This window comes from Bacillus sp. J41TS8 (assembly GCF_018333035.1).
Classification (GTDB): domain Bacteria; phylum Bacillota; class Bacilli; order Bacillales; family Bacillaceae; genus Bacillus; species Bacillus paralicheniformis.
Map to the genome: position 1 here is coordinate 49,017 of NZ_BORF01000016.1, position 26,976 is coordinate 75,992.

Genomic DNA, 26,976 nt, shown 5'->3' on the forward strand with positions numbered 1-26,976 from the left:
AAATGTTACACAAGAATTTGCTTTAGGGAGGTAGGATTACTCAATAGACAACTTTACAAATATCCTGTTCATGTCTAACTAATGCATATATTGTCTTTTTTTGTCGAAACATACATTGGACTTGAAAATTTGAGTTATCATTATTACATATATCCTGGTCTATTATTCAAATTTTTGTCTAAATGTATGGGGGTTTCAAAGAGATGAAAGAATTTGATATTAGCAATCCTGCAATCTATGAGAATGCTTTTAATTTTATGAAAAGATACATTCAAAACAAGCATTTGAATAAGGTATTAAATACATGGGGAATTAAGAAAACAAGAAGGCTTCAAGATATGCATGAAGAAATTATTGATAGAGTTAGGTTTGGTCTTATAGATATTAAGGATTTTTCCGACTGGTTGAGTACCAGTCAGATAGATGGAAATAATTATCACTTCGTTTACGATGTAGATTTTATTAAAACTAAAGAAAAAGTAGCAAAAGAAATACTTGAAAATTCACATCATGTAACTGAAAATATCCTAACCTTAAATCCAGATAGTATTAATCAAACCACATTAATAAATGTATTTAAACTACAACATAAATACGTTTTTGTTTTCTTGTCACCTGCTGAAATTGCTTTAAAAAGAGAATACATTGATGGTTCTTATTCATATATAAATAAGAAAATTGTTTATCCATCTTTTGTTGAGTGTGATTTTAAGAATAACACTGTTAATGTAATCTTAAATCCGACAACAGGTTTAGTCCATGTAGACAATGTATCACAAGGAAAATACTCTAGTTTTAGCCCAATAGCAGATCTTTATTTAGAAAAGACGAAAGAGTTACTCGGTAATTTTATTATCAACAAACCCGAATGGTTACCAAAAGCTTTTTTTGAATTTGCTGAAGAACTAAGTGCTATTAAAGATCCAAAAATTCAAGAGGTTTTGCGTAACATGGATGAAAAAATCAGAGATTTTTCAAAGGATATTCTTGAAGAAAATAATATCACCGATATAGCTTTAAAAGACTCATTTTATGCGGAAATTCAGGACTCTTTTATAACTGTCTTACAAGAGGAATATGGTATAGAGGAGGATTACGAAGATCCATATAGGGTATACTTTCAGAAAACGGATCAAGCAACGTCATCTATAGCAGTTGAAAGCAAAACCAACATATTAACAAATGGTACAACAAATAGAATAGCAAAGCAGAGTAGGCAAGATTCTGATTTAAAAGTAATCGGATTAGAATATAGACCTGATGAACATAACCTATATAGGTTCAGGATTGAAGATGGTGTTGATCATATTTTAATAAAGCCTTCAAACAGATTTACTGAAGAGGAGGTTGTTCAAAATGTCATATCTAAGCTTAGAGAGTATAAAAGCTGAGTTCAAGCTAGATGATTCAAAATTAAATAAAGCAAAAGACGTTTTAAATCATTTAAGACCTTCAGATACGTTAACTACTGGGGTATTCGCAAGAAAAACTGATTTAACTTTTGAAAAGTCCCAAGATATTTTGATTAGCATGGTAAATAAAGGTTTATTAGATGTTGTAATTTATGTTCCTTGCTCTGAGGACGAAGAAGATCATCCTTATTTAATCTTTACATCTTTAAAGGATTATTTTAAAGCTTCTTTTAAAGAAAATGAACATAATTGCAGTTTTTGTGAATGTCATTACGACTTTCATAAAGCAATTGTTGCTTTTAAAAGACCTAAAAAACAAAATAAAGGGGGGTTTCTGAATGATAAAAAACAAATTTGATTTTACAACTATAAAAGATTTGATAAAAAAACTTGACGATGATAATGTTTGGGAACCGATTTGTAATTCAGATGTTGAAGAGAAGTTTGATCATCTAATTGAAGAAATAGTTCAATCGCAGAATTGGCCATCGTCTAGGAATCATGAAAAAGGAAAACTTTTCGAGAAATTGATTGGACTAATCCTAAATCAATTTCAAATTGCTGAAATAACATCTGACTTCACAGTTAAGGATAATCAAATTGATCATGAAATAAAAATCGCTGAAATGTTCAGAACAAATTTCACTGCTAAAATCGGGGATACTATTATATGTGAATGTAAAAATGAGAAAACCAAAGTTGATGTCACCTACATGTCTAAATTGATAGAGCTATGTGAAAGTAGAGATGCAAAAACTGGTATCTTTTTTTCTATTCAAGGCTTAACCGGAAAAGGATGGATTCATGCTGAAGGAAAAAGGAAAAAAAATTTCCTGAGAAAAGGGTTAATAATAATTCATTTTAATTTTGAAGAAATAAAATCATTAAAAACAAAGAACTTATATACTTTGATTAAAAAGAAGGTTCAAATGTTAGTTGATGAAACTGAAGAGTCTTTAGATGATATATATGTCGATAAAAGATTAACTTTAGAAGAGAAAATTGCTTTTAACGTTAGGTTGTTAAATAACGTTAGACAATTTGAGAGATTAGGATTAATTAATAGGGGTGAGGCTTTAAAAATTGAACGTAAGATTAATAACCTTTATTGTGCAGATACAACAGAAGAAGAAACTGGTTAGTTATTTGTCTTCCAAATACATATGAGGTATTTGGAAGGAGTGATAGAAATATGAGAGCAGCCATATACATACGTGTATCAACAAATCTCCAAGAAAAAAAGTATTCACTACGAGCTCAAACAACCGAACTTCACCGATATGTGAAACAACAAGAGTAGCGATTGGTAGATGAATTTCAAGATATCGAATCTGGTGTTAAGCTGCATAAAAAAGGCTTAAATGCCCTTCTCGACATTGTTGAAGAAGGTAAAATTGATGTTGTTGTCTGCATTGATCAAGATCGACTTTCTCGCCTGGATACAATATCATGGGAATATTTAAAGTCTACTCTTCGTGAAAACAAAGTGAAAATCGCTGAACCTGGAACTATAGTAGATCTAGATGATGAAGATCAAGAATTTGTTAGTGACATTAAAAATTTAATTGCTAAGAGAGAAAAGAAAGCTCTTGTGAAAAGAATGATGCGTGGAAAACGCCAAAGAATGCGTGAAGGTAAAGGCTGGGGCCAGGCTCCATATGAATATTATTATGATAAGAAGGAAGAACAATATAAATTAAAAAAGAATGGGCTTGGGTAATTCCATTCATTGATCGATTATACCTGGAAGAACAACTAGGAATGAGAAGCATCACAGATGAACTTAATAAAATCTCAAAAATGCCTTCCGCTATTATGTGGAATGAGCATTTAGTACATACTAGGCTGACCACAAAAGCATATCATGGTGTTCAAGAAAAAACATTTTCTTTCCCAAGTTAAGAACCAAAGAAACTTGGGAGAAAATTCAGATTGAACGAAATAAAAGAGGAAATCAATATAAAGTTACCAGCAGGAAGAGAAATGATCTCCATCTTTTAAGAAGAACATATTTTGTATGTGGTGAGTGTGGAAGAATCAGCCTTGCTGCTCACGGAACAAAAGAGTCTCCCCGTTATTATCTAAAGCATGGCCGAAAATTGAGACTAGCTGCTGGGTCAGTTTGTGATGTGAGTATAAATACAGTTAGGGTTGAGGGTAACATCGTCCAAGCAATTAAAGATATTGTCACTAGTAAAGAATTAGCAAAACAATACGTAAATCTCGAAAATGAAAAGGAAGAAATTACTCAACTTGAACAAAACATAAAAAACAATGAACAAATTCTCCAGAAGCAAACCACCAAAAATGAAAAGCTGATTGACTTATACTTCGATAATCACCCATCTAAAGAGCAATTAAATAAGAAGCAACATGAACTCAAGAACATAACAGAAAATCTTCAAACACAACTTAAGAGAGAGATAAAGCGAAGCTTGAAACATTGAAAAGTGATTCTTGGAGTTACGATTTTCTTAGCGAACTTTTCGAATCAATTGATTTTTCTCCTCTCGAAAGAGCTATGCTAATGGGAAAAATCTTTCCGGAAGGTATTGTTTATAGAGACCATGTCATATTAAAAGTAACCCTGGGAGGCTTAAACTTTGATGTGAAAGTGTTAGTTAATGAAGATCCCTTCCCCTGGCATTACTCCAAAAGTAATTCAAACAAAAATAAGGGGTTATTACACCTATTTATTTCCTAACTCATATCCTCTCGCAAGATCACCTTCGCTCTTTAAATCAATATTTGTAAGGTTCATATATTGATGAATGGTATTTAGTTTTTCTCTAATAATAGAAGCTGTTTTTTGGATTTTCTCCCTACCTATCTTTGTACCACACTTTTCTTTAAAGTAGGTCCATCCTTGATTGAAACTAACATAAACACCGCTTCCATCTGCTCTAAATAAGTAAACAATATAGTAGCCTCTTGTCGCCGAAGTCGTTAAGTTCTTTAGAAAAATTGAAACCCAAGGAATCTCAGCCCAACGGCCTTTTCCAACTGAACCTGCTACATGATATATATTAGGATCTAAGTCAACAACTTTAAAAAGAGTATCCTTTATTTCATGACAAATAAGGTGTGACAAAGGATGTCCTTTAAACTCCTCATTTTTTGCTTGCTGATATGTTGATAAAACACGCTTCATTTGTTCACTAACCGTTAGTTGATTCGAGATTTTCTGTTCTATTTTGATACACCTCTTTATTAAGAAAGGCTAGGACTTTATGCAAGAAATGGAACCTTCATATAACATTATAAGCCTCTCCTGGATTAGAGAGGCTTATGTTTTTAAATTTTTATTTATCTTTTTTGAAAAGTACAGCCACACACTCCACATGGCTCGTATGCGGAAACATATCAACAGGCTGCACCTCAAGCGTCGAATACCCGCCATCCTCAAGCACCCGCAAATCGCGCGCCAAGGTTCCCGGGTTGCAAGACACATAAACCACACGCTTCGGCTTCATCTCCAAAATCGTCCGCAGCAACGCCTCGTCACAGCCTTTGCGCGGCGGGTCAACCACTAGCGTGTCAGCCTTAATTCCTTCCTCATACCATTTCGGAATCACGGTCTCCGCTTCACCGACAGCAAACTCAGCGTTCTCAATATCATTCAACTCAGCATTCCGTTTCGCATCCTCAATCGCTTCCGGTACAATCTCAACGCCGTACACTTTCTTCGCCTGCTTCGCCAGAAAGAGCGAAATTGTGCCGATGCCGCAGTACGCGTCAATGACGGTTTCTTCGCCGTTCAGCTCGGCGTACTCAAGCGCTTTGTCATAGAGCACTTTCGTTTGCTCGGGGTTGACCTGGTAGAACGATCTTGCCGAGATGGCGAATTTGATCTCTCCGATTGTGTCGTAAATGTATTCTTCTCCCCAGATGACGGTTGTTTCGTCGCCGAAAATGACGTTTGTTTTTTTCGGGTTGATGTTTTGGACGATCGATTTGACGTGCGGGAATGCCGCGGTGATCTCCTCGACGATTTTCGCTTTGTGCGGGAAGTCGTTTGTTCTTGTGATGAAGACGACCATCATTTCGCCTGTGACGGCGCCGTATCTGACCATGATGTGTCTGAGCCAGCCTTTGTGGCGTTCTTCGTTGTACGCCTTGATGCCGTATTTGCCGCAGATTTCTTTAATCGCTTGAACGACGCGGTCGTTTTCCGACTGCTGGATCAGGCATTCGTTCATGTCGATGATTTCATGGCTGCGCTGCTGGTAGAAGCCTGCGATCAGACCGCCTTCTCTTTCGCCGACAGGGACCTGCGCTTTGTTTCGGTAGTTCCACGGGTCTTCCATGCCGAGGGTCGGGTGGACGGTGATCCGGCTTAAATCGAGCTTGCCGATTCGCTCAAGCACGTCTTTGACTTGCTTCTGCTTGTAGAGAAGCTGGCCTTCGTAGTTGATGTGCTGAAGCTGGCAGCCGCCGCACTGCTTGTAGATCGGGCACGGCGCGTCTGTACGAAAGCGGCTTTCTTCTTTCAAGTCGATAAGGCGGCCGAAGGCGAAGCCTTTTTTGACCCGGGTCACTTTGATCTGAGCCTTTTCTTCAGGGAGTGCGTTCGGCACGAAAATCGGGAAGCCGTCGACTTTGGCGACGCCGGCTCCTTCGTGTGTTAAATCTTCAAATACGACATTGTAATATTCATTTTTTTGAACGGGGGCTTTTTGTTTCATCTTTTTCACCTGCTATAAGAAAAACTTGGCCAGCTCTTTAGACCAAGTTCAATCATCCAATTTTCTCGCTTTTTCTTTTGACATGACGACATCGATATGGCGGTAGAGGTTTTCGAATTCGCCTGGCAGTTCGCCGCCGTATTCGCCGTCAAGGTTGAGGAGCATTTTGTCTTTGACCGTCACTTTGACGCGGTTTGCTTTCGTGTAGATGATATGCTCGTCATTGATATGTTCGCCGCGGAGGGCAAGTCCGACAAGTCTGATGAATTCGGCGAGGTTTGCCCGTTTTAAAATAACGAGGTCAAACATGCCGTCATTCAAGCTTGAGTCTGGAGCGAGCTTCTCAAAGCCGCCGACGGAGTTCGTCAGCATGACGAGAAACAGCATCACTTCTCCTTCAAACAGCTTGCCGTCGTATTCGATTTCGACCTCGGTCGGCCTCAGCGAAGGAAGGAGCATTTCCATTCCTTTTAAATAATAGGCAAGATGGCCGAGCATCGTCTTCAATTTGCTTGGTACGTCATATGTCAGTTCGGTGAGGCGTCCGCCGCCGGCAATATTGATGAAATATTGGCCGTTGACGCGGCCGATGTCAATCGGACGGGCTTCTCCCTCTAGTATTGTGTTTACCGCCTTTAAAATATCCTCGCGCGGAATGCCGAGCGCTCTCGCAAAGTCATTCGTCGTTCCGACCGGAATGACTCCGAGCTTGGGACGGTGTTCCAACGGCGCCAGTCCGTTGATGACTTCATTTAATGTGCCGTCTCCTCCGGCCGCAACAATCAAGTCAAATTCCCGCTCAGCGGCGTTTCTGGCGGCCTGTACGGCATCCCCTTCCCCTGTTGTCGCATGGCAAGACGTTTCATAGCCTGCCTGCTCGAACTTCTGCAGAACTTGGGCAAGGTTTTTTTTGAAAATTTCGCGTCCGGAAGTCGGATTGTATATGATTCGTGCACGTTTCATGTTTTCATCATCCTATTAGAGTATCCGTATCATTTCTTTACCAACAACCTTTAATTATACTAGTTGTTGAAAAAATCGCAACAAAATGGGTTTTATTATTTGTTTAATTTTAGATAAAATGCCCTAATTCATGGTAAAAAAGACTTCGGGATCTAATTGATGTAAAATAATTAATATTAAGAAAAAAGGAGATGTTGCTGTGAAAAAGCCCGTTTATTTTAACCATGACGGAGGCGTCGATGATCTCGTCTCTTTATTTCTGCTATTGCAGATGGAAGATGTCAAATTGATCGGAGCATCCGTCATACCGGCGGATTGCTATTTGGAGCCGGCTCTCAGTGCCAGCCGAAAAATCATTGACCGCTTCGGTTCGTACCAGGTCGAGACTGCGGCATCCGATTCGAGAGGGGTGCATCCGTTCCCGAAGGAGTGGCGCATGCACGCTTTTTATGTCGACGCCCTGCCGCTTTTAAATGAAAAAGGCGAAGTCCGGACCCCTGTGTCAGACCTGCCCGCTCACCTCCATCTCATTGAATGCGTCAAACAGAGCCCGGAACCGGTGACGCTGCTGTTCACCGGCCCGCTGACAGACTTGGCGAGGGCGCTTGAGGAAGAACCGGCGATCATCAAGCACATTGCCAAACTTGTCTGGATGGGCGGTACCTTCCTTGAGAAAGGAAATGTGGAAGAGCCTGAGCACGACGGGACGGCGGAATGGAACGCCTTTTGGGACCCTTACAGCGTCAAGACGGTGTTTGAACGCGATATTCAGATCGAAATGGTCGCGCTTGAAAGCACGAACCAGGTGCCATTGACAAACGATATCCGCTCCCATTGGGCAAGCCTCAGAAAGCATGTCGGGATCGATTTTATCGGCCAGTGCTATGCGATGTGTCCGCCGCTTGTCCATAACGAGACGAATTCGACATACTACCTTTGGGATGTGCTGACGACGCTGACACTCGGCACAGTCGATATGACACGCTCGCGCAGCGTCAAGGCGGTTGTCCATACGGAAAGCCCGCGCCAAGGAACGACAGAAGAGCATCCTCACGGCAGAATGGTCGAAGTCGTCGATCAAGTCGACAGGGATCAATTTTTTGCGTATTTTGAAGAGTTGATGAAAAAAGCCGACCGCATTCCATCTTTATAAAAGGAGACTTTCCATGATCAAAAAAGGGACAAACATTTACATCAGGCCGCTTACGGCTGAAGACGCCGAGGCTTGCCTCGAATTGCAGAACGCAAACCGCCCGTTTTTTGAACAGTTTTCAATGGAGCGGAACGAAGAGTTTTATACAATCGAAGGACAACAGAAGAGGCTTCAAAGATTATATGAAAATATGCAGAATGATGAAGATTATTATTTTGGCATCTTTGATCCTGCAAACGATGCGCTGATCGGAACGATCAACCTTTTCCAGGTACTGCGCGGCTCCTTGCAAAGCGCCTTCATCGGCTATTTTTTGGATCAGAAACACAACGGCAAAGGCTACACGACAGAAGCCGTCAGGCTGATGGTCGAGTTCGCATTTCACGATCTCAAGCTCCATCGCATCGAAGCCGGCGTCATGCCCCGTAATCTTGCCTCAATCCGGGTGCTGGAGAAGGCGGGCTTTCACAAAGAAGGCATCGCCCGGAAAAACGTTAAGATCAACGGAAAATGGGAAGACCATCAGCTGCTGGCGGTAATCAATCCGCATGATTAACCGCTTCTTTGCGGGGCTGGAGAACGAAATCAGCAGCATTAAAAAAGCTTGTCGATGAAGATCATTTCAACCTTTATCGACAAGCTCATAACATGCTTTCATCTGCTTTTTGTCTCTTTCATGATGCTGAAAATGACTAAGGCGATAACACCTGCACATACAATATAAAATAAAACATCAGTCACAGGGTTTCTTATATTTTTTAAGAGAAATATGACTCCGATCAACACGATCGGTATGATCCAGGTGAGCCGCTTTACGGCTTTGGGGCTTGGTTCGTTGTTTCCTTTCGATTCCATTCACTGCCTCCTCTGTTGCCTTTTCTAAACAAAGCATAACACAGGATATATTTGTTAAACACCGACGATCGTCTCATCAAAGAAAAAACCCCTTGGAAAGGAGCATTCCAAGGGGTTCATGTTTTATCGACTTACTCTTCTTTCATACCCGGTTTTTTCCGGCGGAATTTCGCCAGCACTTCGTATACGATCGGTACGATCAGAAGGGTAAGGAGCGTCGAACTGATCAAACCGCCGATAACGGTGACGCCGAGTCCTTTTGAAATGACCTGGCTGCCGCCTTCAAATCCGAGCGCCAATGGAATCAGGGCGCCGATTGTGGCGATGGCCGTCATCAGGATCGGACGGAGCCTTGTAGAGCCGGCTTCAAGGAGCGCTTCTCTCGTTGAGAGCCCTTCCGCTTCCTTATGGATGACGCGGTCGATTAAGACAATTGCGTTTGTGACGACGATTCCGATCAGCATCAGCATTCCGATCATTGCGTTCAGGCTGATCGTTTCTCCTGATACGTATAGTCCCACCAAGGCGCCGATAATCGTAAACGGTAGCGAGAACAGGATCGCAAATGGCGCCAGTGCTCCGCCGAATGTAATCACAAGCACGAGGTAGACGATCGCGACCGCCGCAAGCATCGCGAGTCCGAGTTTTGTAAAGGAATCTTCGATATCAGCGGATACGCCGCCTGTATCGATTGTGACGTTGTCATGCAGCTCGATCTTGTCGATGTTTTTCTGTACGTCGACTGATACGGCTGTGACGTTTTCAGATGTGACTTCCGCCGTGACATCGGCATAGATTTTGCCGTCGCGTTTTGAAATCGTGTCAGATGTCGTGCCTTCTTTCACTTTCGCGACATCGCCGATTTTTACTTCCTGGCCGGTCGGAGTTGTGATTTTCTTGTTTTCTAAATCTTTGACGCTTTTATATGTTTCTTCTTCTGTTTTAATCGTGACATCAAGATCTTTTCCGTCTTTTTTCACGGTTGTAAGCGGCGCCTGCGATGTTTCTTTCATGAGCGCCTGAGAAATCTGTGATGCCGTTAACCCGAGTTTGCTTAATTTCTCCTGGTCAGCGACAAAAGTAAATTCGTCATATGTGCTGGACAGGCCTGAGTTTACGTTCTTCAGGTCATTTTGGTCTTTCATAATCTTTTCGATCTCTTTTACAGTGCCTTTAATCTCTTTTTCTGAATCTCCGTACACATAATAGGTTAACTGATTGTTATTGCCTGAAGAGCTGAAATCCTGGGTTTTCCATTCTCCGCGTTTGGATTGCTTCTGAATGTCTTTTAGGACGTTGTCTTTTTCTTTATCAAAATCAGGTGTGTCTTCCTCATATTTGATATAGAACAACGCGCCGTTTGAGCTTCCGCCCATCAGCGGATTTCCCGCTCCTAACGTATATTGAACCGTATCGACGTGTTTGCGGTCCAATAGGACTTTTTCAGCTTTTTGCGCTTCTTTTTCCGCTTCTTTTTTCGTTTCTCCCGGTTCAGGAGTGTATGTGATTTGCACCATTTTATCTTTTGTAGCAGGCAAGTAGCTCGCTCCGATTAGCGGCACGAGGAACAAGCTTCCGACCAGCATTAGAACCGCGATGATCGAAGTGATCCATTTATGGCTGAGCGACCAATTCAACACTTTTTTGTAGAAGTTGGCCAGTACCCCAGGCTTGTGTTCTTTCGCCTTCACCGGCGCACCTGTCAACGACTTTTTGAAGAGGGTGTGCGCAAGCATCGGCACGAGCGTGATCGCGATCAGCAGGGATGCGGCAAGCGCGAATACAATCGTTAAGGCAAACGGCAGGAACAATTCGCCGATTTGACCGCCGACGAGTGCGAGCGGCAGGAATACCGCGATCGTCACGATCGTTGATGACATGATCGGCATGAACATTTCCTTCGTCGCTTCGCGCACGAGCGCTTTTCCGCGCAGCGGCTCATCTTTCAGCCTCATGCGGCGGTAAATGTTTTCAATGACGACGATCGAGTCGTCGACAACCCGTCCGATGGCGACCGTCATGGCGCCGAGCGTCATGATATTGAGCGTGATATCAAGCTGGTTCAAGACAAGCAGTGCGATTAACAATGACAATGGAATCGAAATGACCGAGATTAATGTTGATTTAATATCCCTTAGGAATAAGAGAATGATCACAACCGCAAAGATCGCTCCGAAAATCGCTTTGCTCAGCATCGTCTCGACCGACTCGGTGATCGGTTCGGCTTGATCGTATGTCGAGCTGTATTTGAAGCCTTTGTGGTCTTTTTTGAATTGTTCGAGTTCAGCTTTTACGTTGTCGGCTACCTCGACGGTATTGGCGTCGTTTGCTTTAATGACGCTGATGCCGATGCTGTCTTTACCATTGGTTCGTGAAATGGATTCGGCTTTTTTGACATCTTTAATCGTTGCGATGTCAGACAGCTTAACCGTCGGGATTCCCGCGCTTTGCTGAGCTTGTCCGGCGCTCTGTGCTCCGGCTTGAGCCTGCGCGCCCTGGGCCGCTTGCGCACTTTGCGCTCCGGCTTGCGCGCTTGCGCCTCCGGCAGACGCCGCTGGAATTCTCATATTTTTCAAGTCTTTAATTGTTTCGATATCGCCGCTGACGACGACCGATTTTTCTTCTTTCCCGAATGTGTACAACCCAAGCGGAGTCGTCACATCAGATCCTTGAATCACTTGCTTGACTGTATCCTCGTCAAGCCCATATTGCTTCAATTTGTCTTTTTTAAATGAAAATTCGACTTCTTCAACCTGCTGCCCGGAAAGCTGAACGGAAGCTACGCCTTCAAGGCCTTCAAGCTTCGTCAGGAGGCTGTCTTCCACTTTTTTCGTCAAGCTTTGAAGATCGTCTTTATCACTGGACACGCTGAGCGCGAGGATCGGGAAGGAATTCATGCTGTAGCGCGAAATGCTCGGCTCTTTCGCATTGTCCGGCAGATCGAGATTCGCCAATGCTTCAGCGGCTTCCGTCTTCGCTTTGTCCATATCCTTTTCATAATCGTATTCAATCATCACCGATGATGCGTTTTCATACGAAGTGGACGTCACAACGCTGACGCCGTCCAGGTTTTGCACGGCTTGTTCAACAGGCTTTGTGACTTCATCAGCTACCTGGCTCGGAGTGGCTCCGGGGTATGTCGTGCTGACGGTCAAATAAGGCATGTTCACATCAGGAATTGATTCCTGCTTCATATTTAAACCCGCATAAATGCCGGCAACCGTAACAATAATCGTCATCAGCCACACAGCGAACTTGTTCTTTAGTACAAAATTAATGATAGAATTCATTACGACCTCCATTGTGTATATCATTTTCAGAATACAGATTGACTGACTGGTCATTCTATACAATAATAAACTTCAAAAGTAAACAGCGTCAACTTATATATGTTAAAATTTATTCAATTTTAAAGAAGTGTTAAAGGGGTACATTCATGACAGAAAAAGAAGAAAAAATCATTAAAGCAGGCCTGCACCTGTTCGCGAAAAACGGGTTTGCTTCCACAACGATTCAGGACATCGCCAATGAATGCAACATCTCAAAAGGAGCTTTCTACCTCCATTTCAAGTCGAAAGAAGCGCTTTTGCTTGCAATCATTAAGTATTATATCGATCGAACGATGGAAAATATGAAGATCATTCAGCAAAAGAATTTTCCTCCGAAGGAAACGTTCAAGGAGCAGATTGCTTATCAATTCAGTGAGAGCAAGGAGCACCGCGACTTTATTCTCGTGATGATCAGCGAACACAGCATCCCGGAAAACAGCAAGATCGAAGAATATTTTAAAAATGTCAGCCAAAAATTCCACGAGACGTATAAAAACGCGCTGTCAGCAGCCTACGGGGACATTGTGAAGCCCTATCTGTCAGACTTGTCCGTGATCGTTCAAGGCATCGTGCAGTCTTATCAAAATTTGTTTATCTTTAATGAACTGGATATCGATTTTTACGAACTTGCGGATTTTATTATGAGAAGAATCGATGACATGATTGATGGCATGGTTCAAAACGGGGAGCAGCCGATCCTGGCCGGACGGACGTACAGCTATTACCGGAACGCCGGCAGTACGGCCGATAAACATACGATTTTGCGGGAGCTTGAAGATGCCAAACGTCAGCCGGCGCTGCCGGAAGACATTCTCATTACACTGGATGTGATCGAGGAAGAGCTGAGAAAAGATTCGCCCCGCATCCCCGTGCTCCAGGGCATGCTGACAAATTTGGAGCATCAGGACAATGTCCAGCATCTCTATGGAATGATCACCCGTTTCCTTCATTCATAAAACAGCCTGATGGCTGTTTTTTTATTTCCCTACAATACGACGATCTGACCATGAATATTTTGGAAACAGCATGTATAATAAGATCGCTTAAGACAATCTAGATTTTTAGGGGGTTTTACCTTAGTGAAAAAAAGCATCGTTTGCTCTATCTTCGCGCTGCTCCTTGCTTTTGCCGTTTCGCAGCCGAGCTACGCACACACCGTTTCTCCGGTGAATCCGAATGCCCAGCCGACGACGAAAGCGGTGATGAACTGGCTTGCCCACCTGCCCAATCGGACGGAAAACCGGGTGATGTCCGGGGCATTCGGAGGATACAGCCTTGACACATTTTCGCTGATTGAAGCCGACCGGATCAAACAAGCAACAGGACAGCTGCCAGCCATATACGGCTGCGATTATGCAAGGGGATGGCTGGAGCCGGAAGAGATCGCCGATACGATTGACTACAGCTGCAACAGCGATTTGATCGCATACTGGAAAAGCGGAGGCATTCCGCAAATCAGCCTGCACCTCGCAAACCCCGCGTTTACTTCGGGTCATTATAAAACTCAGATTTCAAACAACCAGTATGAGAGAATTTTAGATTCTTCCACGCCCGAAGGAAAACGGCTTGAAGCGATGCTGAGCAAAATCGCCGATGGCCTTCAGGAGCTTGAAAATGAAGGCGTACCCGTTCTATTCAGACCCCTTCATGAAATGAACGGCGAATGGTTCTGGTGGGGGCTGACGCAATATAATCAAAAAGACAGCGCGAGAATCTCCTTATACAAACGGCTCTATGTGAAAATCTATGACTATATGACAAAGACAAGAGGCTTGGATCATCTGTTGTGGGTGTATGCGCCTGATGCCAACAGAGACTATAAAACAGACTTTTATCCGGGCGCATCATATGTTGATATCGTCGGGCTTGACGCTTATTTTGATGACCCGTACGCCATTGATGGCTACGATCAGCTCACATCTCTGAACAAGCCGTTTGCCTTTACAGAGGTCGGGCCGCAGATGACAAACGGCGGGCTGGATTACGCGCGGTTTATCCATGCAATCAAAGAGAAATACCCGAATACGACGTACTTCCTGGCGTGGAACGATGAGTGGAGCCCTGCTGTGAATAAGGGAGCGGGCGCCCTCTATCTTCATCCATGGACGCTGAATAAAGGAGACATCTGGGACGGCGGTTCTTTGACGCCTGTTGTGGAATAACGAAAAAACCTTGGAGAATTATTCTCCAAGGTTTTTTAAGCAGCTTGTTCTGTCCTTTTGAGGCTGGTCCTGTTATTTAATATCCATGGCTTTCATAACTCTCATTTCTCTTTCCTGCTTTTTTTTCAAAGCTTCTCTGCCTTTAATCCATTCCCCCAGCAATAAAGCCAGTCCGCCAATAAGAGGAAGATAAAATGATGCGAAAGATTTTCCTTCATGAATGGATAATGCAACGAGAAAAATGATATAAGCTGTTGGCAGTATAGCTCCCCAAAAAGTACGATTTCTGGTCGATAAAAAATATTGAATTCCCAGTATTGCAAATCCGATCAGTAGTATATATATAGTATTCATTTATGAACACCCCGCTCTTTTTTATATTTCTCAATGATTAACTTTGCATTTTCCAGACTTATCTGATCATCGATAGCTAACTGTTTAATAAAATGAACAAAAGTCTCATTTTCCAATTCATCAATGAGTTGAATTTTTTGTATTAATCGATCCAACCTAACCCTAACTGTTGGATAAGATACTTGATAACTCTTTGCAATTTCTTTTAACGAACCAGATTTCAGCATAAAATTTTTAATAAATTCTACATCCTCTTCTTCTAAAGCCAATATCCACTCGGGTACATCTTTTCTTTCCATAGACAGCCCCTCTTATCAATAAATTTAAAAACAAAACTCAAATTAATGATAATATATATCTAAATAAAGTTCAAATAAATTTTAATTTTATTTATTTACATCTTTACACAAATAAAAAAAGGTCCCCAATATGAGGACCTCCATTTAAGTAGCATAAGTCTGTTTTTTTATCGTTTATTAATCTCTTCAAGAAGAAGCTTGTTGACCATCGGCGGGTTCGCTTGTCCTTTTGAGGCTTTCATGATTTGGCCGACAAGGAAGCCGATCGCACGGTCTTTTCCGTTTTTGAAGTCTTCGATCGATTGCGGATTGTTGTCGAGCGCTTCTGTGACAAGCTTTCTGAGCGTCGCTTCGTCAGAAATTTGCACAAGGCCTTTTTCTTTGACGATTTTTTCTGCGTCTCCGCCTTTTTCGATCAATTCTTTGAAGACCTTTTTCGCGATTTTCGATGAAATCGTGCCTTTTTCGATCAGCTTGACCAATCCTGCAAGGCCTTCAGGCGTGAGCGCAACATCCGCAAGCTCTTGTTGCTGAGCGTTCAAGTAAGCCGACACTTCACCCATCAGCCAGTTCGACGCCAGCTTCGCGTCTGCGCCTTTTTCGACGGCTGCTTCGAAGAAGTCGGACATTTCTTTTGTCAAAGTGAGCACTTTCGCGTCATAGGCAGGCAGGCCAAGCTCTTCGATGTAGCGCTTGCGGCGCTCGTCCGGAAGCTCAGGAATGCTGTCTTTCACGCGCTGTTTCCACTCATCGTCAATGTAAAGCTCGACAAGATCAGGCTCAGGGAAGTAGCGGTAGTCGTCAGATCCTTCTTTGACCCTCATCAAAATCGTCGTTTTGGACGCTTCATCATAGCGGCGCGTCTCCTGCTGAATGACACCGCCTGACAAAAGAACTTGCGCCTGGCGTTTTTCTTCGTGCTCAAGGCCTTTTTGAACAAAGGCAAATGAGTTCAGGTTTTTCAGCTCTGTCTTTGTGCCGAACTCCTCTTGTCCGATCGGACGGAGGGAGATGTTGGCGTCGCAGCGGAGCGAGCCCTCTTCCATCTTACAATCGGAAACGCCTGTATACTGAATGATTGATTTCAGTTTTTCAAGGTAGGCGTAAGCTTCTTCAGGCGTTCTGATATCGGGCTCGGAGACGATTTCAACGAGCGGTGTTCCCTGGCGGTTATAGTCGACAAGGGAGTAGCCGTCGCCTGTATGCGTCAATTTTCCCGCATCCTCTTCCAAATGAAGGCGGGTGATGCCGATGCGCTTTGTTTTTCCGCCGACTTCGATTTCGATCCAGCCGTTTTCGCCGATCGGTTTATCAAATTGAGAAATTTGATAAGCTTTCGGGTTGTCGGGGTAGAAATAGTTTTTCCGGTCGAATTTCGTTTCTGTCGCAATTTCGCAGTTGAGCGCCATCGCGGCTTTCATCGCGAAATTAACGGCTTCTTTGTTCAACACAGGCAGTACACCCGGATAGCCTAAGTCGATAACGCTTGTCTGCGTGTTGGCCGCCGCGCCGAATGGCGTTGGAGAACTGGAGAAAATTTTCGATTTTGTTTTGAGCTCCACGTGGACTTCAAGTCCGATTACCGTTTCAAAGTTCATGTTTTTTCACCCCTTACAGTTCAGGTTTTGCTTTATGGTGGTCTGTCGCCTGTTCGAATGCATGGGCGACGCGGTATACTGTGCTTTCGTCAAAGTGTTTGCCGATGATTTGCAGGCCGAGCGGCAAGCCGTTCGCCAAGCCGCACGGTACGCTGATTCCCGGTACGCCCGCAAGGTTGACAGGAATCGTCAGAATGTCATTGGCGTACATGGTCAGCGGATCGCTCGTTTTTTCGCCGATTTTAAATGCCGGCGTCGGCGTTGTCGGTCCGATGATAACGTCATAGTTTGCAAATACGTCTTCAAAGTCCTTTTTGATCAGCGTTCTGACTTTTTGCGCTTTTTTATAGTACGCATCATAGTAGCCTGAGCTGAGCGCGAACGTGCCGAGCATGATGCGGCGTTTCACTTCGTTTCCGAATCCTTCGGAACGCGTTTGTTTGTACAGGTCGATCAGGTTGTCGGCATTGTCCGTGCGGTAGCCGTAGCGGATGCCGTCGAAGCGCGCCAGGTTTGCCGATGCTTCAGATGAAGAAAGCAGGTAGTAAGTCGCCAGCGCGTATTTGCTGTGCGGAAGCGATACTTCTTCCCATGTCGCGCCAAGGCTTTCGAGCACTTTCAGCGCTTCAAGCACGGAATTTCTCGCTTCTTCTCCCACTCCTTCGCCGAGGTATTCTTTCGGCACGGCGATTTTAAGTCCTTTAATGTCGCCTGTTAACGCTGACAGATAGTCGGGCACGTCCACATTGGCGCTCGTCGAATCCATTTTGTCGACGCCTGAAATCGCCTGAAGAAGGTAGGCGTTGTCTTCGACAGATCTTGTGATCGGGCCGATTTGATCCAATGAAGAAGCAAATGCGACAAGGCCGTATCTGGAAACGCGTCCATATGTAGGCTTTAAGCCGACGACGCCGCAGAAAGATGCCGGCTGGCGAATCGATCCGCCCGTGTCAGATCCAAGTGAAAACGGCACTTCCCCGGCCGCAACCGCAGCCGCAGAGCCTCCGCTTGATCCACCCGGAACAGTTTCGAGATTCCACGGGTTTTTTGTCTTTTTAAAGCCTGAGTTTTCTGTGGAAGAGCCCATCGCGAATTCATCCATGTTCAGCTTTCCGATGGTGACCGCTTCAGCTTCGTGAAGACGCTCAACAACGGTTGCATCATAGATCGGGTCAAAGTTCTCGAGAATTTTGCTTGCGCACGTTGTCCGCAGATCCTTTGTTACGATATTGTCCTTAATACCGATCGGCATCCCGAAAAGAAGGCCGTGCTCATCACGGGTATCAAGCGCTTCGTCCAATTCTTTGGCGTATGCGCGGGCTTTTTCTTCATCAAGCTGCAAAAAGGCTTGTACCTTTCCGTCAACTTCGTGAATCCGTTTGTAAGATTCATCGACTAAATCTGATATGCTGATCTCTTTATTATGTATGAGACGTTTTAATTCAGATATTTTATGGTCAAACAGTGACATGTTTTCTCGCTCCCTCCTTTATTCAGTCCAAGATTGACGGCACGCGGATGTAGCCGTCTTTATGATCAGGCGCGTTTTTGACAACGTCCTCAACCGGAAGTCCTTTATCAGGGACATCTTCCCTCATGATATTCTTCATTTGCAATACGTGCGTTGTTGGTTTAACATTCTCTGTATCGACTTCGTTCAGCTCTTCTGCAAATGAAATAATGCTGTCAAGCTGTTCGGTAAACATCGCCGCTTCCTCGTCCGTAATCGCCAGTCTGGCAAGATGGGCGACATGCTTTACTTCTTCTATAGAAATACGCGACATACTAAAAACACCTCCAAGGTTATTCTCGCTTAGTCATAATACTGATCATATCAAATTTTAGCCTTCTAAATCAACAAAACCACTATCTTCGCCCCATTAGGCGGCTTTTATTTTATCGCACATGAAAAATTCAGTAAAATAGCACGTACTAATATTCAGAATATTTTTACTTTATATAATATTTGTAAGCGTTTTCATTATGATGCTTATCAGAACCATCACGCTCTTTTTCAATAAAATCGGATGTTTTTCACGGTTGATTGATGGGGAATAGTTTGATAGGTTAGGTAACTAAGTACGATCTAATCGGCAGCGCCTTAATTCCAATACTTGATTTTTTAAAGAGGGGGCCCTGCAATTTTCTTCGTACCGCAAGTCAGTATTGTCGAAAATTTTAAAGAGGTGATGCCACATTATTTTTAAAGAGGAGAGATATGAAACGTGAGTGTTGAAATATTTATTTCGTTAGGGATTTATTTTGCCGCGATGCTCTTAATCGGCTGGTATTCCTACAGAAAGACATCCAATTTGAATGACTACATGCTCGGCGGCAGAGGTCTTGGGCCTGCTGTTACGGCTTTATCGGCCGGCGCGTCGGACATGAGCGGATGGATGCTGATGGGACTGCCTGGAGCCATGTATGTGACAGGACTTTCGAGCGCCTGGCTTGCCGTCGGTTTAACAATCGGAGCTTATGTGAACTACTTGGTTGTCGCTCCCCGGCTGCGCACATATACAGAAGTAGCAAACGATGCGATTACAATTCCGGATTTTTTCGAAAATCGGTTTAATGATACGACGAGAATCTTGCGCCTGGCATCAGCCATCGTCATTATGGTGTTTTTCACACTGTACACGTCGGCGGGTATGGTGTCCGGAGGAAGACTGTTTGAAACGGCGTTCGGCCTCGATTATAAAATGGGTCTTTTCTTAACGGCAGCAGTCGTGATTGCTTATACGCTGTTCGGAGGGTTTTTGGCCGTCAGTCTCACTGACTTTGTGCAAGGTTTGATTATGTTTATCGCTTTAGTGCTCGTGCCGATCGTTGCCTTTACTCAATTAGGCGGAATTACGCCGACTTTCAATGTGATCGAAGAAATCAATCCAAGCTTGCTCGATTTCTTCAAAGGAACGACCGTCATTAGCATTATTTCATTTCTCGCCTGGGGACTGGGCTATTTCGGTCAGCCGCATATTATCGTCCGCTTTATGGCGATTTCATCCGTAAAAGAGCTGAAGCCTGCGCGCCGCATCGCAATGGGCTGGATGATCATCTCCGTAATCGGCGCACTGCTTGTCGGACTGATCGGTGTGGCGTATGTCCATGAAACGGGTACAGCGCTTAAAGATCCGGAAACGATTTTTATCGTGTTCTCAAAAGTATTATTCCATCCGCTGATTACCGGATTTTTGCTTTCCGCTTTGCTCGCGGCGATTATGAGTACGGTGTCTTCCCAGCTGCTTGTCACATCAAGCGCCATGACGGAAGATTTTTACCGGACGTTTTTCCGGCGCAAAGCTTCGGATAAGGAACTCGTTCTTGTCGGACGTCTGAGCGTTCTGCTTGTCGCCGTCATCGCGATCCTTCTGTCTCTGACACCGAACAACACGATCCTTGATTTGGTCGGCTATGCGTGGGCCGGGTTTGGTTCCGCATTCGGACCCGCCATCCTTCTCAGCTTGTACTGGAAGCGGATGAACCAGTGGGGCGCATTGGCCGGTATGATCACAGGAGCCGTGACCGTGCTGATTTGCATTCTGACCGGTCTGCAGGAGAAGACGGGAATCTATGAAATGATCCCTGGTTTCTTCCTGAGCTTGATTGTCGTTTACGCTGTCAGCATGATCACGAACAAGCCGGCAAAAGCAGCAAGAGATATGTTTGAAGAAATGGAACAGACGCATGAGGAAGAACATTCTTAAATGATCAGGCAATGAAAGCCGCCGGGCGATATCCGGCGGCTTTTTTGCTCAGACGGAATTCTTTTGATGCCACACCGGCAATATAATGGTAGGAGTATTGGGCTTTCTTGCTGATGAATGGTTCCGCGACATCCCCTTCAAAAACAGTTGTCGATCCATAGCGTCTGTGAGAAAATCATATCAATCATATAAGATATTGTCGGAAAGGAGATCATGGGCATGGATTGGCATATTGAAACAGAAACACTGTTGAAGCTTGGCATCGCAACATTAATCGGAATGGTCATCGGTCTCGAAAGGGAGCTGAAAAACAAGCCGCTCGGCTTAAAAACGTGCATCGTGATTGCGATCAGTTCCTGTGTTCTGACAATGATCAGCATTGATGCGGCATACCATTTTCCAAAGTCGAACAGAATTATGATGGACCCTTTGCGGCTTCCCGCACAAATCATATCGGGGATCGGTTTCATCGGAGCGGGCGTGATCTTACGCAAAAGCAACGACGTCATTTCCGGCCTGACCACTTCAGCGATGATCTGGGGAGCAGCCGGCCTCGGCGTCGCCATCGGAGCGGGCTTTTATAAAGAAGCATTTGTCAGTCTCATTTTCATTTTAATCAGCGTCGAGTTTTTGCCGTGGATCGTCGGCAAAATCGGCCCGAACCGATTGCAGGAAAAAGAAATCCGCGTCCGCATGTCTCTGAATGACAAGGATAAACTGACGGATATCCTCAAGGAAATGAAAGCGAAAAAAATCCGGATTCATTCCGTCCGGATCGATGATATGCGCGATAATGAATTTCCGGTCATGGAAACGAAAATCATGGTTCATAAGAAACGGTATGTCACCGATGTCTATTACGATATCAAAGCGATCGACGGCGTCGTCGGCGTAAAATGCGATACGCTTTAAAAAAAGCAGCCCTTTGGCTGCTTTTTTTGTGAATCATAAATATGGACGGTCGGTTCTATAGGATGGAGCTTTCTCTCGCCTAGAGGATTTATTCAATTTCCTCTATTCTCCCCTTTTCAAATGTTCGAATAAATAATATGAGGACAAGCGTATATGTAATTCCTTACCAGCAGGGTGGAAATTTGCTATATTCAGTCGTTTTTTACTGATTGATCGCTAGGAGATCTCTTGAAATTTTTTTAATGTCATCAGCCGATGTCTGTTATTGAATTTTATTTAAGGCCGCATCATCTGCCATCACAATCACATCATTATGTTTCCTTAAAATTGAAGCAGGGAACTCTTGGGAGACACGGGTGCTGTTCAGCAGCCGTGCCAATGCTTCAGATTTTTCATTTCCAGACACGAGCAGAAGGATCCGCTTACTTTCCATTATTGTTTCAATTCCCATGGTCAATGCCTTTGTCGGTACTTCGTCCAAGGAACGAAAGAACCGGGAATTTGCCTGCCGGGTTGATTTATCCAAATCAACGATATGGGTTCTGCTTTTAAAGCTTGTCCCCGGTTCATTAAAACCGATATGACCATTCAATCCCATCCCTAATATTTGTATGTCAATTGCTTTTTCGGAAACAAGTCTGTCGTAACTGATGCATTCTTGTTCCAAATCTTCCGCCATCCCATTTGGGATATTGATATTCCTTTGCCTAATATCCAGATGTTTGAATAATATTTCATTCATATAATAATGGTAGCTGTTTTTATTTTCTTTAGCCAGTCCAACGTACTCGTCTAAATTAAAAGCAGTAACATTCTTAAATGATATTTCCTTTTGCCGATACTTTTTGATCAGGCATTTATACAAACCTAGCGGTGTCGAACCTGTTGCAAAACCGATAACAGGATTTTTTGAATTGTTAATGAGCTCAGTCATTAAATCAGCTGATTTTTCACTCATTTCTTCATAACCTGATACATGAATAATTTTCACGTCGTTCTCCTTTCCGCAAAATAACATGTCCAAGACGGACTACTGTATTAAACTGCACTTCAAAAAGACAAGGCGTCTTCGCTACACCTCAGTAAGACAATCCATTATTCAAGAACTCCGATATTCCGCTGATAACGATCATTTACTCGATTACATTTCCTTTAGAATCAAATACACCGATAAGTTCAGGATCTTCAGAAACGTTTTTTAAGATTGCAATATGCGCATTCGTGACAAAGACTTGTGTACGAAAAGCAAATATTGCCGTATCGCCGACTTTTGCTTCAACTGTGTTTAATGCGCCATAATAATCAATATGATCAGGTGTCATTTCAATAGCTTGAACCTTCTTAAGATGATTTTTGTTTGTTCCAACCAGCGCCGCTTTCATATGTGAACGCGGATAGAATCCACCGCCGAAAACATAAGCATGATGATTAGATATGTGGGATACTTCAGTTACATATAACATTGCAGGTCTTTCTGCGAGTTTTTTCGTTGCATGAATGGGCGTCGTTCCAATTAAAGCATGACCGGGTTCGCCTTGAGTTGCACCATTTTCCTTCAACAATTTGATTGTTCCACAAGATGTTGCACTTGGCATATTCATCTCAAGCCTTTTATACCCTCTTTCCATTAAAAAAGATTTTACGGTTTGCATGGATGTTACATTCGGAGTAACTGTTGGAAGGCCGTCTTTAATCAATATACAAGGAAAGCTTGTTAAACCTGCAATTTCAATTCCTTCTAACTGTTCAATCGATTCGATATCCTTAACGATTTGTTCAAAAGTGAACCCTCCCTCTTGACCTTTATATATATAATCCTCTTTGTTTGCGATACGTAAAAACACTTTTTGTTTTCTTCCCATTTCCTTAGCTGCTCTACTAATGTTTCGAGCATTTGCAAGACTGAAAACCGTAACATAGTCAGGATGAAGCTTTAATATAGCCGGAATCATATGAATAGGTATTTGAACAAGATGTCCGACATGCCCAATTTTGATTCCATTTTGGCTGAGTGTGATTGCCTCCCACGGGTCTACAGCAACCGCTTTGTCAATTCCGCTTTCGGCGATAGCTTGTGCTACCAACGGATTACGGCCAAATTGCTTTGTCATAAAAAATAGTTCAATATCCTGTTTTCTGGCTTTTTCGCTTAAAACTTTTGTATTTTTCTTGACAGTGTCCAAATCTAATACATAAGTGTTAGGTGAAATGATTCCCCGCTGATGAAAATCCAATGCAGCTTCTATTAATTTTTTATTATATTTTAATGTAGATTCCAAAAACATCAGTCTGTCTCCTCTTTTCCTTTTTGCATTAAATGAAGGAATGAACTGCCGTTTTCAGTATTGCGAAGCCCTAGATAATCAGCAGAAGTTGCAGCAATGTCGGATAGCGTTTTTCTTTCCCCGATATTTGCGGGGGATAACTTTTTGTGATAAGCCAGCAAATACGTTTTTTCCCGTGTGTGTTGGTTATGGCCGATCGTAGGGTCATTCCCGTGATCTGCACTAATCATCAGCAGATCCTGATCTGTCATTTTACGGAGAATTTCCGGCAAATATTGATCTACCATTTCAATCCGATTCGCATAACGCACAGGATTCTGTGCATGTCCGGCTAAATCGGTTTCTTGTACTGTGGCAGCAATCACGCCTTTTTTGACACGGTCCGTCTCCTGTATAATATCCTTCATAACTTGTTCCGTATCTACACCCGGAAACCTATTTGCACCTTTACAATAAATAATGTCCTGCATTTTTCCGATAAGAGAAACTTCCATTCCCCCATTTTTCGCCAATGTTGGCAGCTGCTTCTCGGGAGAGATACCAAAACCTAAGTGACGGACTTGATACCCCTGCTTGTATACATTAGATTTAGGCGAATTCACTCCTACTAATCCGTCTTCTCTTCTTTCAACTGACCTCTGCAAGTGTTCGGGTGTTACATTTTCTCCTCCAAGAACAATCACACGATTTACTTTAACATGATGACGGACGCATCTTCCTATTTTCAACACTTCATCAAACGGAATATAATCCAGCGGAGCGCTTACATTATAAATTTGCCCGTAATCTGTTTCGATATTATCAGCCACGACTACTAAATCGTTTACTAATAGATACGGCAAATCTGAATTTGGTATGTTAACTTTATAACCCTGATCTTCCAAAGCGAGTTTAACATGATTGATATGTTCTGCAAAAGGAGCTAAATATGTCTTTTTTGGCTTTGTCCCCATGATTTCATTATGCCCTTCAAAACTGTCTGCTCCTTGATGCATCAGGTTCAAAACACCATAGCTGGCAATATGGTCTACATTTTTCAATTTAGGATGGTGCAAGATTTTGTTTATACCCAATTTTTCGAGATTTGGAATGTTTAAAGAAGGCACCGTATCAAGTATGTGATAGAAAGTATTAGCGCCAACGTCTAAAGGGTGATAATCGCTTGCATCTTCCATATAACCGACACCTAAGCTGTCTAATATTATGATAATGACTCTTTTATTCATTTATATCATCCCCTATTGAAGGATTTACACTAAGATTTTCTGTTGCTCGGTGAACGGATATGTTTAGAATTCTTAAAATGGTCTCAGGACCGCTTCTTAATGGATTAATGCGGATCATTTTTTTGGCCAGTGATGGATCTGCAGATAAAAAAGTGCCAGACACTCTATAAAACATTGGTGCAAACTCGTATTTTGATTCAGCACCTACCGGATGGGGTGCCGCTCCCAATTCATTAGCATGATGGAGCACTTTTTCGGCAATTGGTTTAACAAACTCTACAAGTAAGACTTTTGATTGTGCATTTGCCAAATAAGCCTTTTTAACACCTTTAATGGCTCCATTATTAAGCGAGTGAACTAACTGATCATTGACACTTGCTTGAATTGCCAGCATAACCGGCGCATATACCAGGCCCCTTAAAGCTTCTAAAGCTTCATAACCTTGAACTTGGCTTCCGCCTGAATAGTTTAAATTTTCTATTCTTTGTATTAAATCATTTTTGCCTAAAATGACTCCAATACCTTCCGGACCTAGTAGCTTGAACAATGAAAAGGTGGACAAATCGGCTTTGACTTGCGCTCCAACCTTTTCCGCTTTCATCGCAGCATAGTTGTCATCCGTAATAATGACTAGACTAGAATGAATGGAACGAATTTTTTTTATCGTTTCAGCCAAATCATAATGGTCATCTATTTTTTGCCTCGTATGCTGAATCAATACACCTTTTAACTTCGGGTGTTTGAGGATGGCTTTTTTTATTTGTTCAGAATCGTGAAAATCCGCGTATATTGGCAAGACCCCCATCGACTCTAACGTTGTTTTACTTGTTGGATATATAGGTGCATCATGGACAAGGATCTCGTCACCTGGCTTTAAAAAACTCATAAAACCAAATCTCAATGCCCCTGTTCCTGCACCACGAACTAACATTGCTTTCTCTGTGCCAAAGAAATCGGCTAGTGTCTCTTCTATTTTTTTTGTGAACCGCGGTTTATTCATTCCTTTTACAACGCCTAAATCGCCAAGTGAAAGCAATTCCTCTCCTCGAAAATGTCTTGTGATGACATCCACCAACTTAAATTGTCTATGCATGGCTTCTTCAATAGATAGACTATATAGAGGATAAGTTTCCATGCTCATTCACTCTCCCCTTTCATAAAAGCGCGAGGATTTTTAATCAACATCTTATCAATTGATTCATCAGTTATTCCATAGGTTTGCAAGAGAGGGATAAACGTGTCTATCAAATATGAATAGCCCACCCCGCCTTTATATACCAAATGTGATTTTCTGGTGATGTCCATAGACAGCAGAACCTTGTCTATATACCCTTTAGCCTGTATCTTTTTCAACATTTCTGCCCGAACACGATCAGGCATATAATTTTCTTTACCTATTGTATCGAATTCTACATACACACCTTCTCTCAGCATTTTCAATATATAATCGGCATCTCCTGATAAATCAACATGCCCTATCACCACTCGGTTTAAATCAACTTCATGTTTTTTAAAAAACTCTACTTGTTCATGCCCTAATGTTCCTATGGAAGTATGGGTTGATATTGGTTTTTTTGTTTGCTTATGCGCCACAACAACCGCTTCAAATACTTTTTGTTCGGTTTCCGTCCATTTATTATAACTTGTTCCAATTTCACCGATCAGCTCGGCTTTAGCATCTGTTCCTCTAATTCCTTCAACAATCTCCATTACCATTCTTTCTGCCAACTTTTCTTTTGGTTCGCGAAACACATGGATCGGGTAAAAAGTATCTTGGTAGAAACCAGTTGAAAAGACAATATTAATGCCTGTTTCTTCTGCTACTTTTTGAACGTATGTAATATTTCTCCCCATTCCAATATTCGTGACATCCACAATATTGAGTACGCCCTTTTCGTATAAACTTTTAAATTCTCTAACGGTTTCAGAAAATACATCCAACTTACAATCCTCATTGTTTTTTACTTCGGAAAGGTCTATCGTTGTATGTTCATGCATATAGGTCATTCCGTCTTTCAACATTCGGAAACTTCCCC

At 42.8% G+C, this 26,976-nt stretch carries 25 protein-coding genes and 1 pseudogene; 11 read left to right on the forward strand and 15 right to left on the reverse strand.

Annotation, left to right across the window (positions count from 1 at the left end; translation table 11 throughout):
• Positions 1 to 203: 203 nt before the first annotated feature.
• The 5 genes from KI350_RS18870 (at position 204) to KI350_RS18890 (ending at position 3,859) form a co-directional block, all read left to right on the forward strand.
• Positions 204 to 1,391, forward strand: coding sequence for a hypothetical protein (locus KI350_RS18870; RefSeq protein ID WP_023855618.1), 1,188 nt, complete (start codon positions 204 to 206; stop codon positions 1,389 to 1,391).
• Positions 1,357 to 1,770, forward strand: a complete 414-nt coding sequence (locus tag KI350_RS18875) for a hypothetical protein (protein ID WP_023855617.1) — start codon at positions 1,357 to 1,359, stop codon at positions 1,768 to 1,770. Before KI350_RS18870 ends, KI350_RS18875 begins: the two co-directional genes overlap by 35 nt.
• Positions 1,751 to 2,554 (forward strand): restriction endonuclease, encoded by an 804-nt coding sequence (locus KI350_RS18880; RefSeq protein WP_065644533.1) that lies wholly within the window; start codon positions 1,751 to 1,753, stop codon positions 2,552 to 2,554. Before KI350_RS18875 ends, KI350_RS18880 begins: the two co-directional genes overlap by 20 nt.
• A 161-nt stretch (positions 2,555 to 2,715) precedes the next feature.
• A complete protein-coding gene (locus KI350_RS18885; protein WP_023855615.1) occupies positions 2,716 to 3,132 on the forward strand; it encodes a recombinase family protein in 417 nt (138 codons plus the stop codon).
• A gap of 379 nt (positions 3,133 to 3,511) precedes the next feature.
• Positions 3,512 to 3,859: a hypothetical protein gene (locus tag KI350_RS18890; RefSeq protein WP_023855614.1), complete on the forward strand. Its 348-nt coding sequence runs from the start codon at positions 3,512 to 3,514 to the stop codon at positions 3,857 to 3,859.
• Positions 3,860 to 4,107: 248 nt separating this feature from the next.
• Here KI350_RS18890 and KI350_RS18895 read toward each other — a convergent pair.
• The 3 genes and pseudogenes from KI350_RS18895 to KI350_RS18905 form a co-directional block, all read right to left on the reverse strand.
• Positions 4,108 to 4,563, reverse strand: a pseudogene (locus KI350_RS18895) (DUF3578 domain-containing protein); the annotation flags it as partial.
• 151 nt (positions 4,564 to 4,714) lie between these two features.
• Positions 4,715 to 6,097, reverse strand: a complete 1,383-nt coding sequence (rlmD, locus tag KI350_RS18900) for a 23S rRNA (uracil(1939)-C(5))-methyltransferase RlmD (protein ID WP_065644532.1) — start codon at positions 6,095 to 6,097, stop codon at positions 4,715 to 4,717.
• Between the two features lie 48 nt (positions 6,098 to 6,145).
• Positions 6,146 to 7,060: a diacylglycerol kinase gene (locus KI350_RS18905; protein ID WP_023855610.1), complete on the reverse strand. Its 915-nt coding sequence runs from the start codon at positions 7,058 to 7,060 to the stop codon at positions 6,146 to 6,148.
• Between the two features lie 199 nt (positions 7,061 to 7,259).
• Here KI350_RS18905 and KI350_RS18910 point away from each other — a divergent pair, with 199 nt between their 5' ends.
• Together KI350_RS18910 and KI350_RS18915 are read left to right on the forward strand one after the other, a co-directional pair.
• Complete coding sequence (locus KI350_RS18910; RefSeq protein ID WP_025810350.1) at positions 7,260 to 8,213, forward strand: nucleoside hydrolase; 954 nt, start codon at positions 7,260 to 7,262, stop codon at positions 8,211 to 8,213.
• A gap of 13 nt (positions 8,214 to 8,226) precedes the next feature.
• Complete coding sequence (locus KI350_RS18915; protein ID WP_033155047.1) at positions 8,227 to 8,769, forward strand: GNAT family N-acetyltransferase; 543 nt, start codon at positions 8,227 to 8,229, stop codon at positions 8,767 to 8,769.
• A 98-nt stretch (positions 8,770 to 8,867) separates the two neighbouring features.
• Here the strand turns inward: KI350_RS18915 and KI350_RS18920 are convergent, their stop codons facing one another.
• Both KI350_RS18920 and KI350_RS18925 read right to left on the reverse strand, forming a co-directional pair.
• Positions 8,868 to 9,068, reverse strand: a complete 201-nt coding sequence (locus tag KI350_RS18920; RefSeq protein WP_020450473.1) for a hypothetical protein — start codon at positions 9,066 to 9,068, stop codon at positions 8,868 to 8,870.
• 131 nt (positions 9,069 to 9,199) lie between these two features.
• Complete coding sequence (locus KI350_RS18925) at positions 9,200 to 12,358, reverse strand: efflux RND transporter permease subunit (protein WP_025810346.1); 3,159 nt, start codon at positions 12,356 to 12,358, stop codon at positions 9,200 to 9,202.
• 146 nt (positions 12,359 to 12,504) lie between these two features.
• On the opposite strand from KI350_RS18925, the gene KI350_RS18930 reads away from it, so the two are divergent.
• Together KI350_RS18930 and KI350_RS18935 are read left to right on the forward strand one after the other, a co-directional pair.
• Positions 12,505 to 13,353: a TetR/AcrR family transcriptional regulator gene (locus KI350_RS18930; RefSeq protein ID WP_025810344.1), complete on the forward strand. Its 849-nt coding sequence runs from the start codon at positions 12,505 to 12,507 to the stop codon at positions 13,351 to 13,353.
• Between the two features lie 123 nt (positions 13,354 to 13,476).
• Positions 13,477 to 14,559, forward strand: coding sequence for a glycoside hydrolase family 26 protein (locus KI350_RS18935; protein ID WP_025810342.1), 1,083 nt, complete (start codon positions 13,477 to 13,479; stop codon positions 14,557 to 14,559).
• Between the two features lie 72 nt (positions 14,560 to 14,631).
• Here the strand turns inward: KI350_RS18935 and KI350_RS18940 are convergent, their stop codons facing one another.
• The 5 genes from KI350_RS18940 to gatC form a co-directional block, all read right to left on the reverse strand.
• Positions 14,632 to 14,913: a hypothetical protein gene (locus KI350_RS18940; RefSeq protein WP_020450469.1), complete on the reverse strand. Its 282-nt coding sequence runs from the start codon at positions 14,911 to 14,913 to the stop codon at positions 14,632 to 14,634.
• Complete coding sequence (locus tag KI350_RS18945) at positions 14,910 to 15,212, reverse strand: DUF2089 family protein (RefSeq protein ID WP_025810340.1); 303 nt, start codon at positions 15,210 to 15,212, stop codon at positions 14,910 to 14,912. The genes KI350_RS18940 and KI350_RS18945 overlap by 4 nt, the downstream gene beginning before the upstream one ends.
• 167 nt (positions 15,213 to 15,379) lie before the next feature.
• Positions 15,380 to 16,810 (reverse strand): Asp-tRNA(Asn)/Glu-tRNA(Gln) amidotransferase subunit GatB, encoded by a 1,431-nt coding sequence (gene gatB / locus KI350_RS18950; protein ID WP_020450467.1) that lies wholly within the window; start codon positions 16,808 to 16,810, stop codon positions 15,380 to 15,382.
• A 13-nt stretch (positions 16,811 to 16,823) separates the two neighbouring features.
• Positions 16,824 to 18,281 carry an Asp-tRNA(Asn)/Glu-tRNA(Gln) amidotransferase subunit GatA gene (gene gatA, locus KI350_RS18955; RefSeq protein WP_023855604.1) on the reverse strand — a complete coding sequence of 486 codons (1,458 nt, stop codon included), beginning with the start codon at positions 18,279 to 18,281 and terminating at the stop codon, positions 16,824 to 16,826.
• A gap of 22 nt (positions 18,282 to 18,303) precedes the next feature.
• Positions 18,304 to 18,594: an Asp-tRNA(Asn)/Glu-tRNA(Gln) amidotransferase subunit GatC gene (gatC, locus tag KI350_RS18960; protein ID WP_003179590.1), complete on the reverse strand. Its 291-nt coding sequence runs from the start codon at positions 18,592 to 18,594 to the stop codon at positions 18,304 to 18,306.
• Positions 18,595 to 19,035: 441 nt separating this feature from the next.
• On the opposite strand from gatC, the gene putP reads away from it, so the two are divergent.
• Together putP and KI350_RS18970 are read left to right on the forward strand one after the other, a co-directional pair.
• Positions 19,036 to 20,517, forward strand: coding sequence for a sodium/proline symporter PutP (gene putP / locus KI350_RS18965; RefSeq protein ID WP_023855603.1), 1,482 nt, complete (start codon positions 19,036 to 19,038; stop codon positions 20,515 to 20,517).
• Between the two features lie 219 nt (positions 20,518 to 20,736).
• The gene (locus KI350_RS18970) at positions 20,737 to 21,429 is read left to right on the forward strand and encodes an MgtC/SapB family protein (protein WP_020450464.1); all 693 of its coding nucleotides are present in this window, start codon (positions 20,737 to 20,739) and stop codon (positions 21,427 to 21,429) included.
• A 262-nt stretch (positions 21,430 to 21,691) separates the two neighbouring features.
• Here the strand turns inward: KI350_RS18970 and nagB are convergent, their stop codons facing one another.
• The 5 genes from nagB to KI350_RS18995 form a co-directional block, all read right to left on the reverse strand.
• Positions 21,692 to 22,420, reverse strand: a complete 729-nt coding sequence (gene nagB / locus KI350_RS18975) for a glucosamine-6-phosphate deaminase (RefSeq protein WP_020450463.1) — start codon at positions 22,418 to 22,420, stop codon at positions 21,692 to 21,694.
• Between the two features lie 142 nt (positions 22,421 to 22,562).
• Positions 22,563 to 23,714: a YhfX family PLP-dependent enzyme gene (locus KI350_RS18980; protein WP_025810337.1), complete on the reverse strand. Its 1,152-nt coding sequence runs from the start codon at positions 23,712 to 23,714 to the stop codon at positions 22,563 to 22,565.
• Entirely contained in the window at positions 23,714 to 24,940 is a 1,227-nt protein-coding gene (locus KI350_RS18985) for a phosphopentomutase (protein ID WP_025810335.1), read from the reverse strand. The genes KI350_RS18980 and KI350_RS18985 overlap by 1 nt, the downstream gene beginning before the upstream one ends.
• Positions 24,933 to 26,081, reverse strand: a complete 1,149-nt coding sequence (locus KI350_RS18990; RefSeq protein WP_020450460.1) for an aminotransferase class V-fold PLP-dependent enzyme — start codon at positions 26,079 to 26,081, stop codon at positions 24,933 to 24,935. Before KI350_RS18990 ends, KI350_RS18985 begins: the two co-directional genes overlap by 8 nt.
• Positions 26,078 to 26,962: a phosphotriesterase family protein gene (locus tag KI350_RS18995; protein ID WP_025810331.1), complete on the reverse strand. Its 885-nt coding sequence runs from the start codon at positions 26,960 to 26,962 to the stop codon at positions 26,078 to 26,080. The genes KI350_RS18990 and KI350_RS18995 overlap by 4 nt, the downstream gene beginning before the upstream one ends.
• Between the last annotated feature and the right edge of the window lie 14 nt (positions 26,963 to 26,976).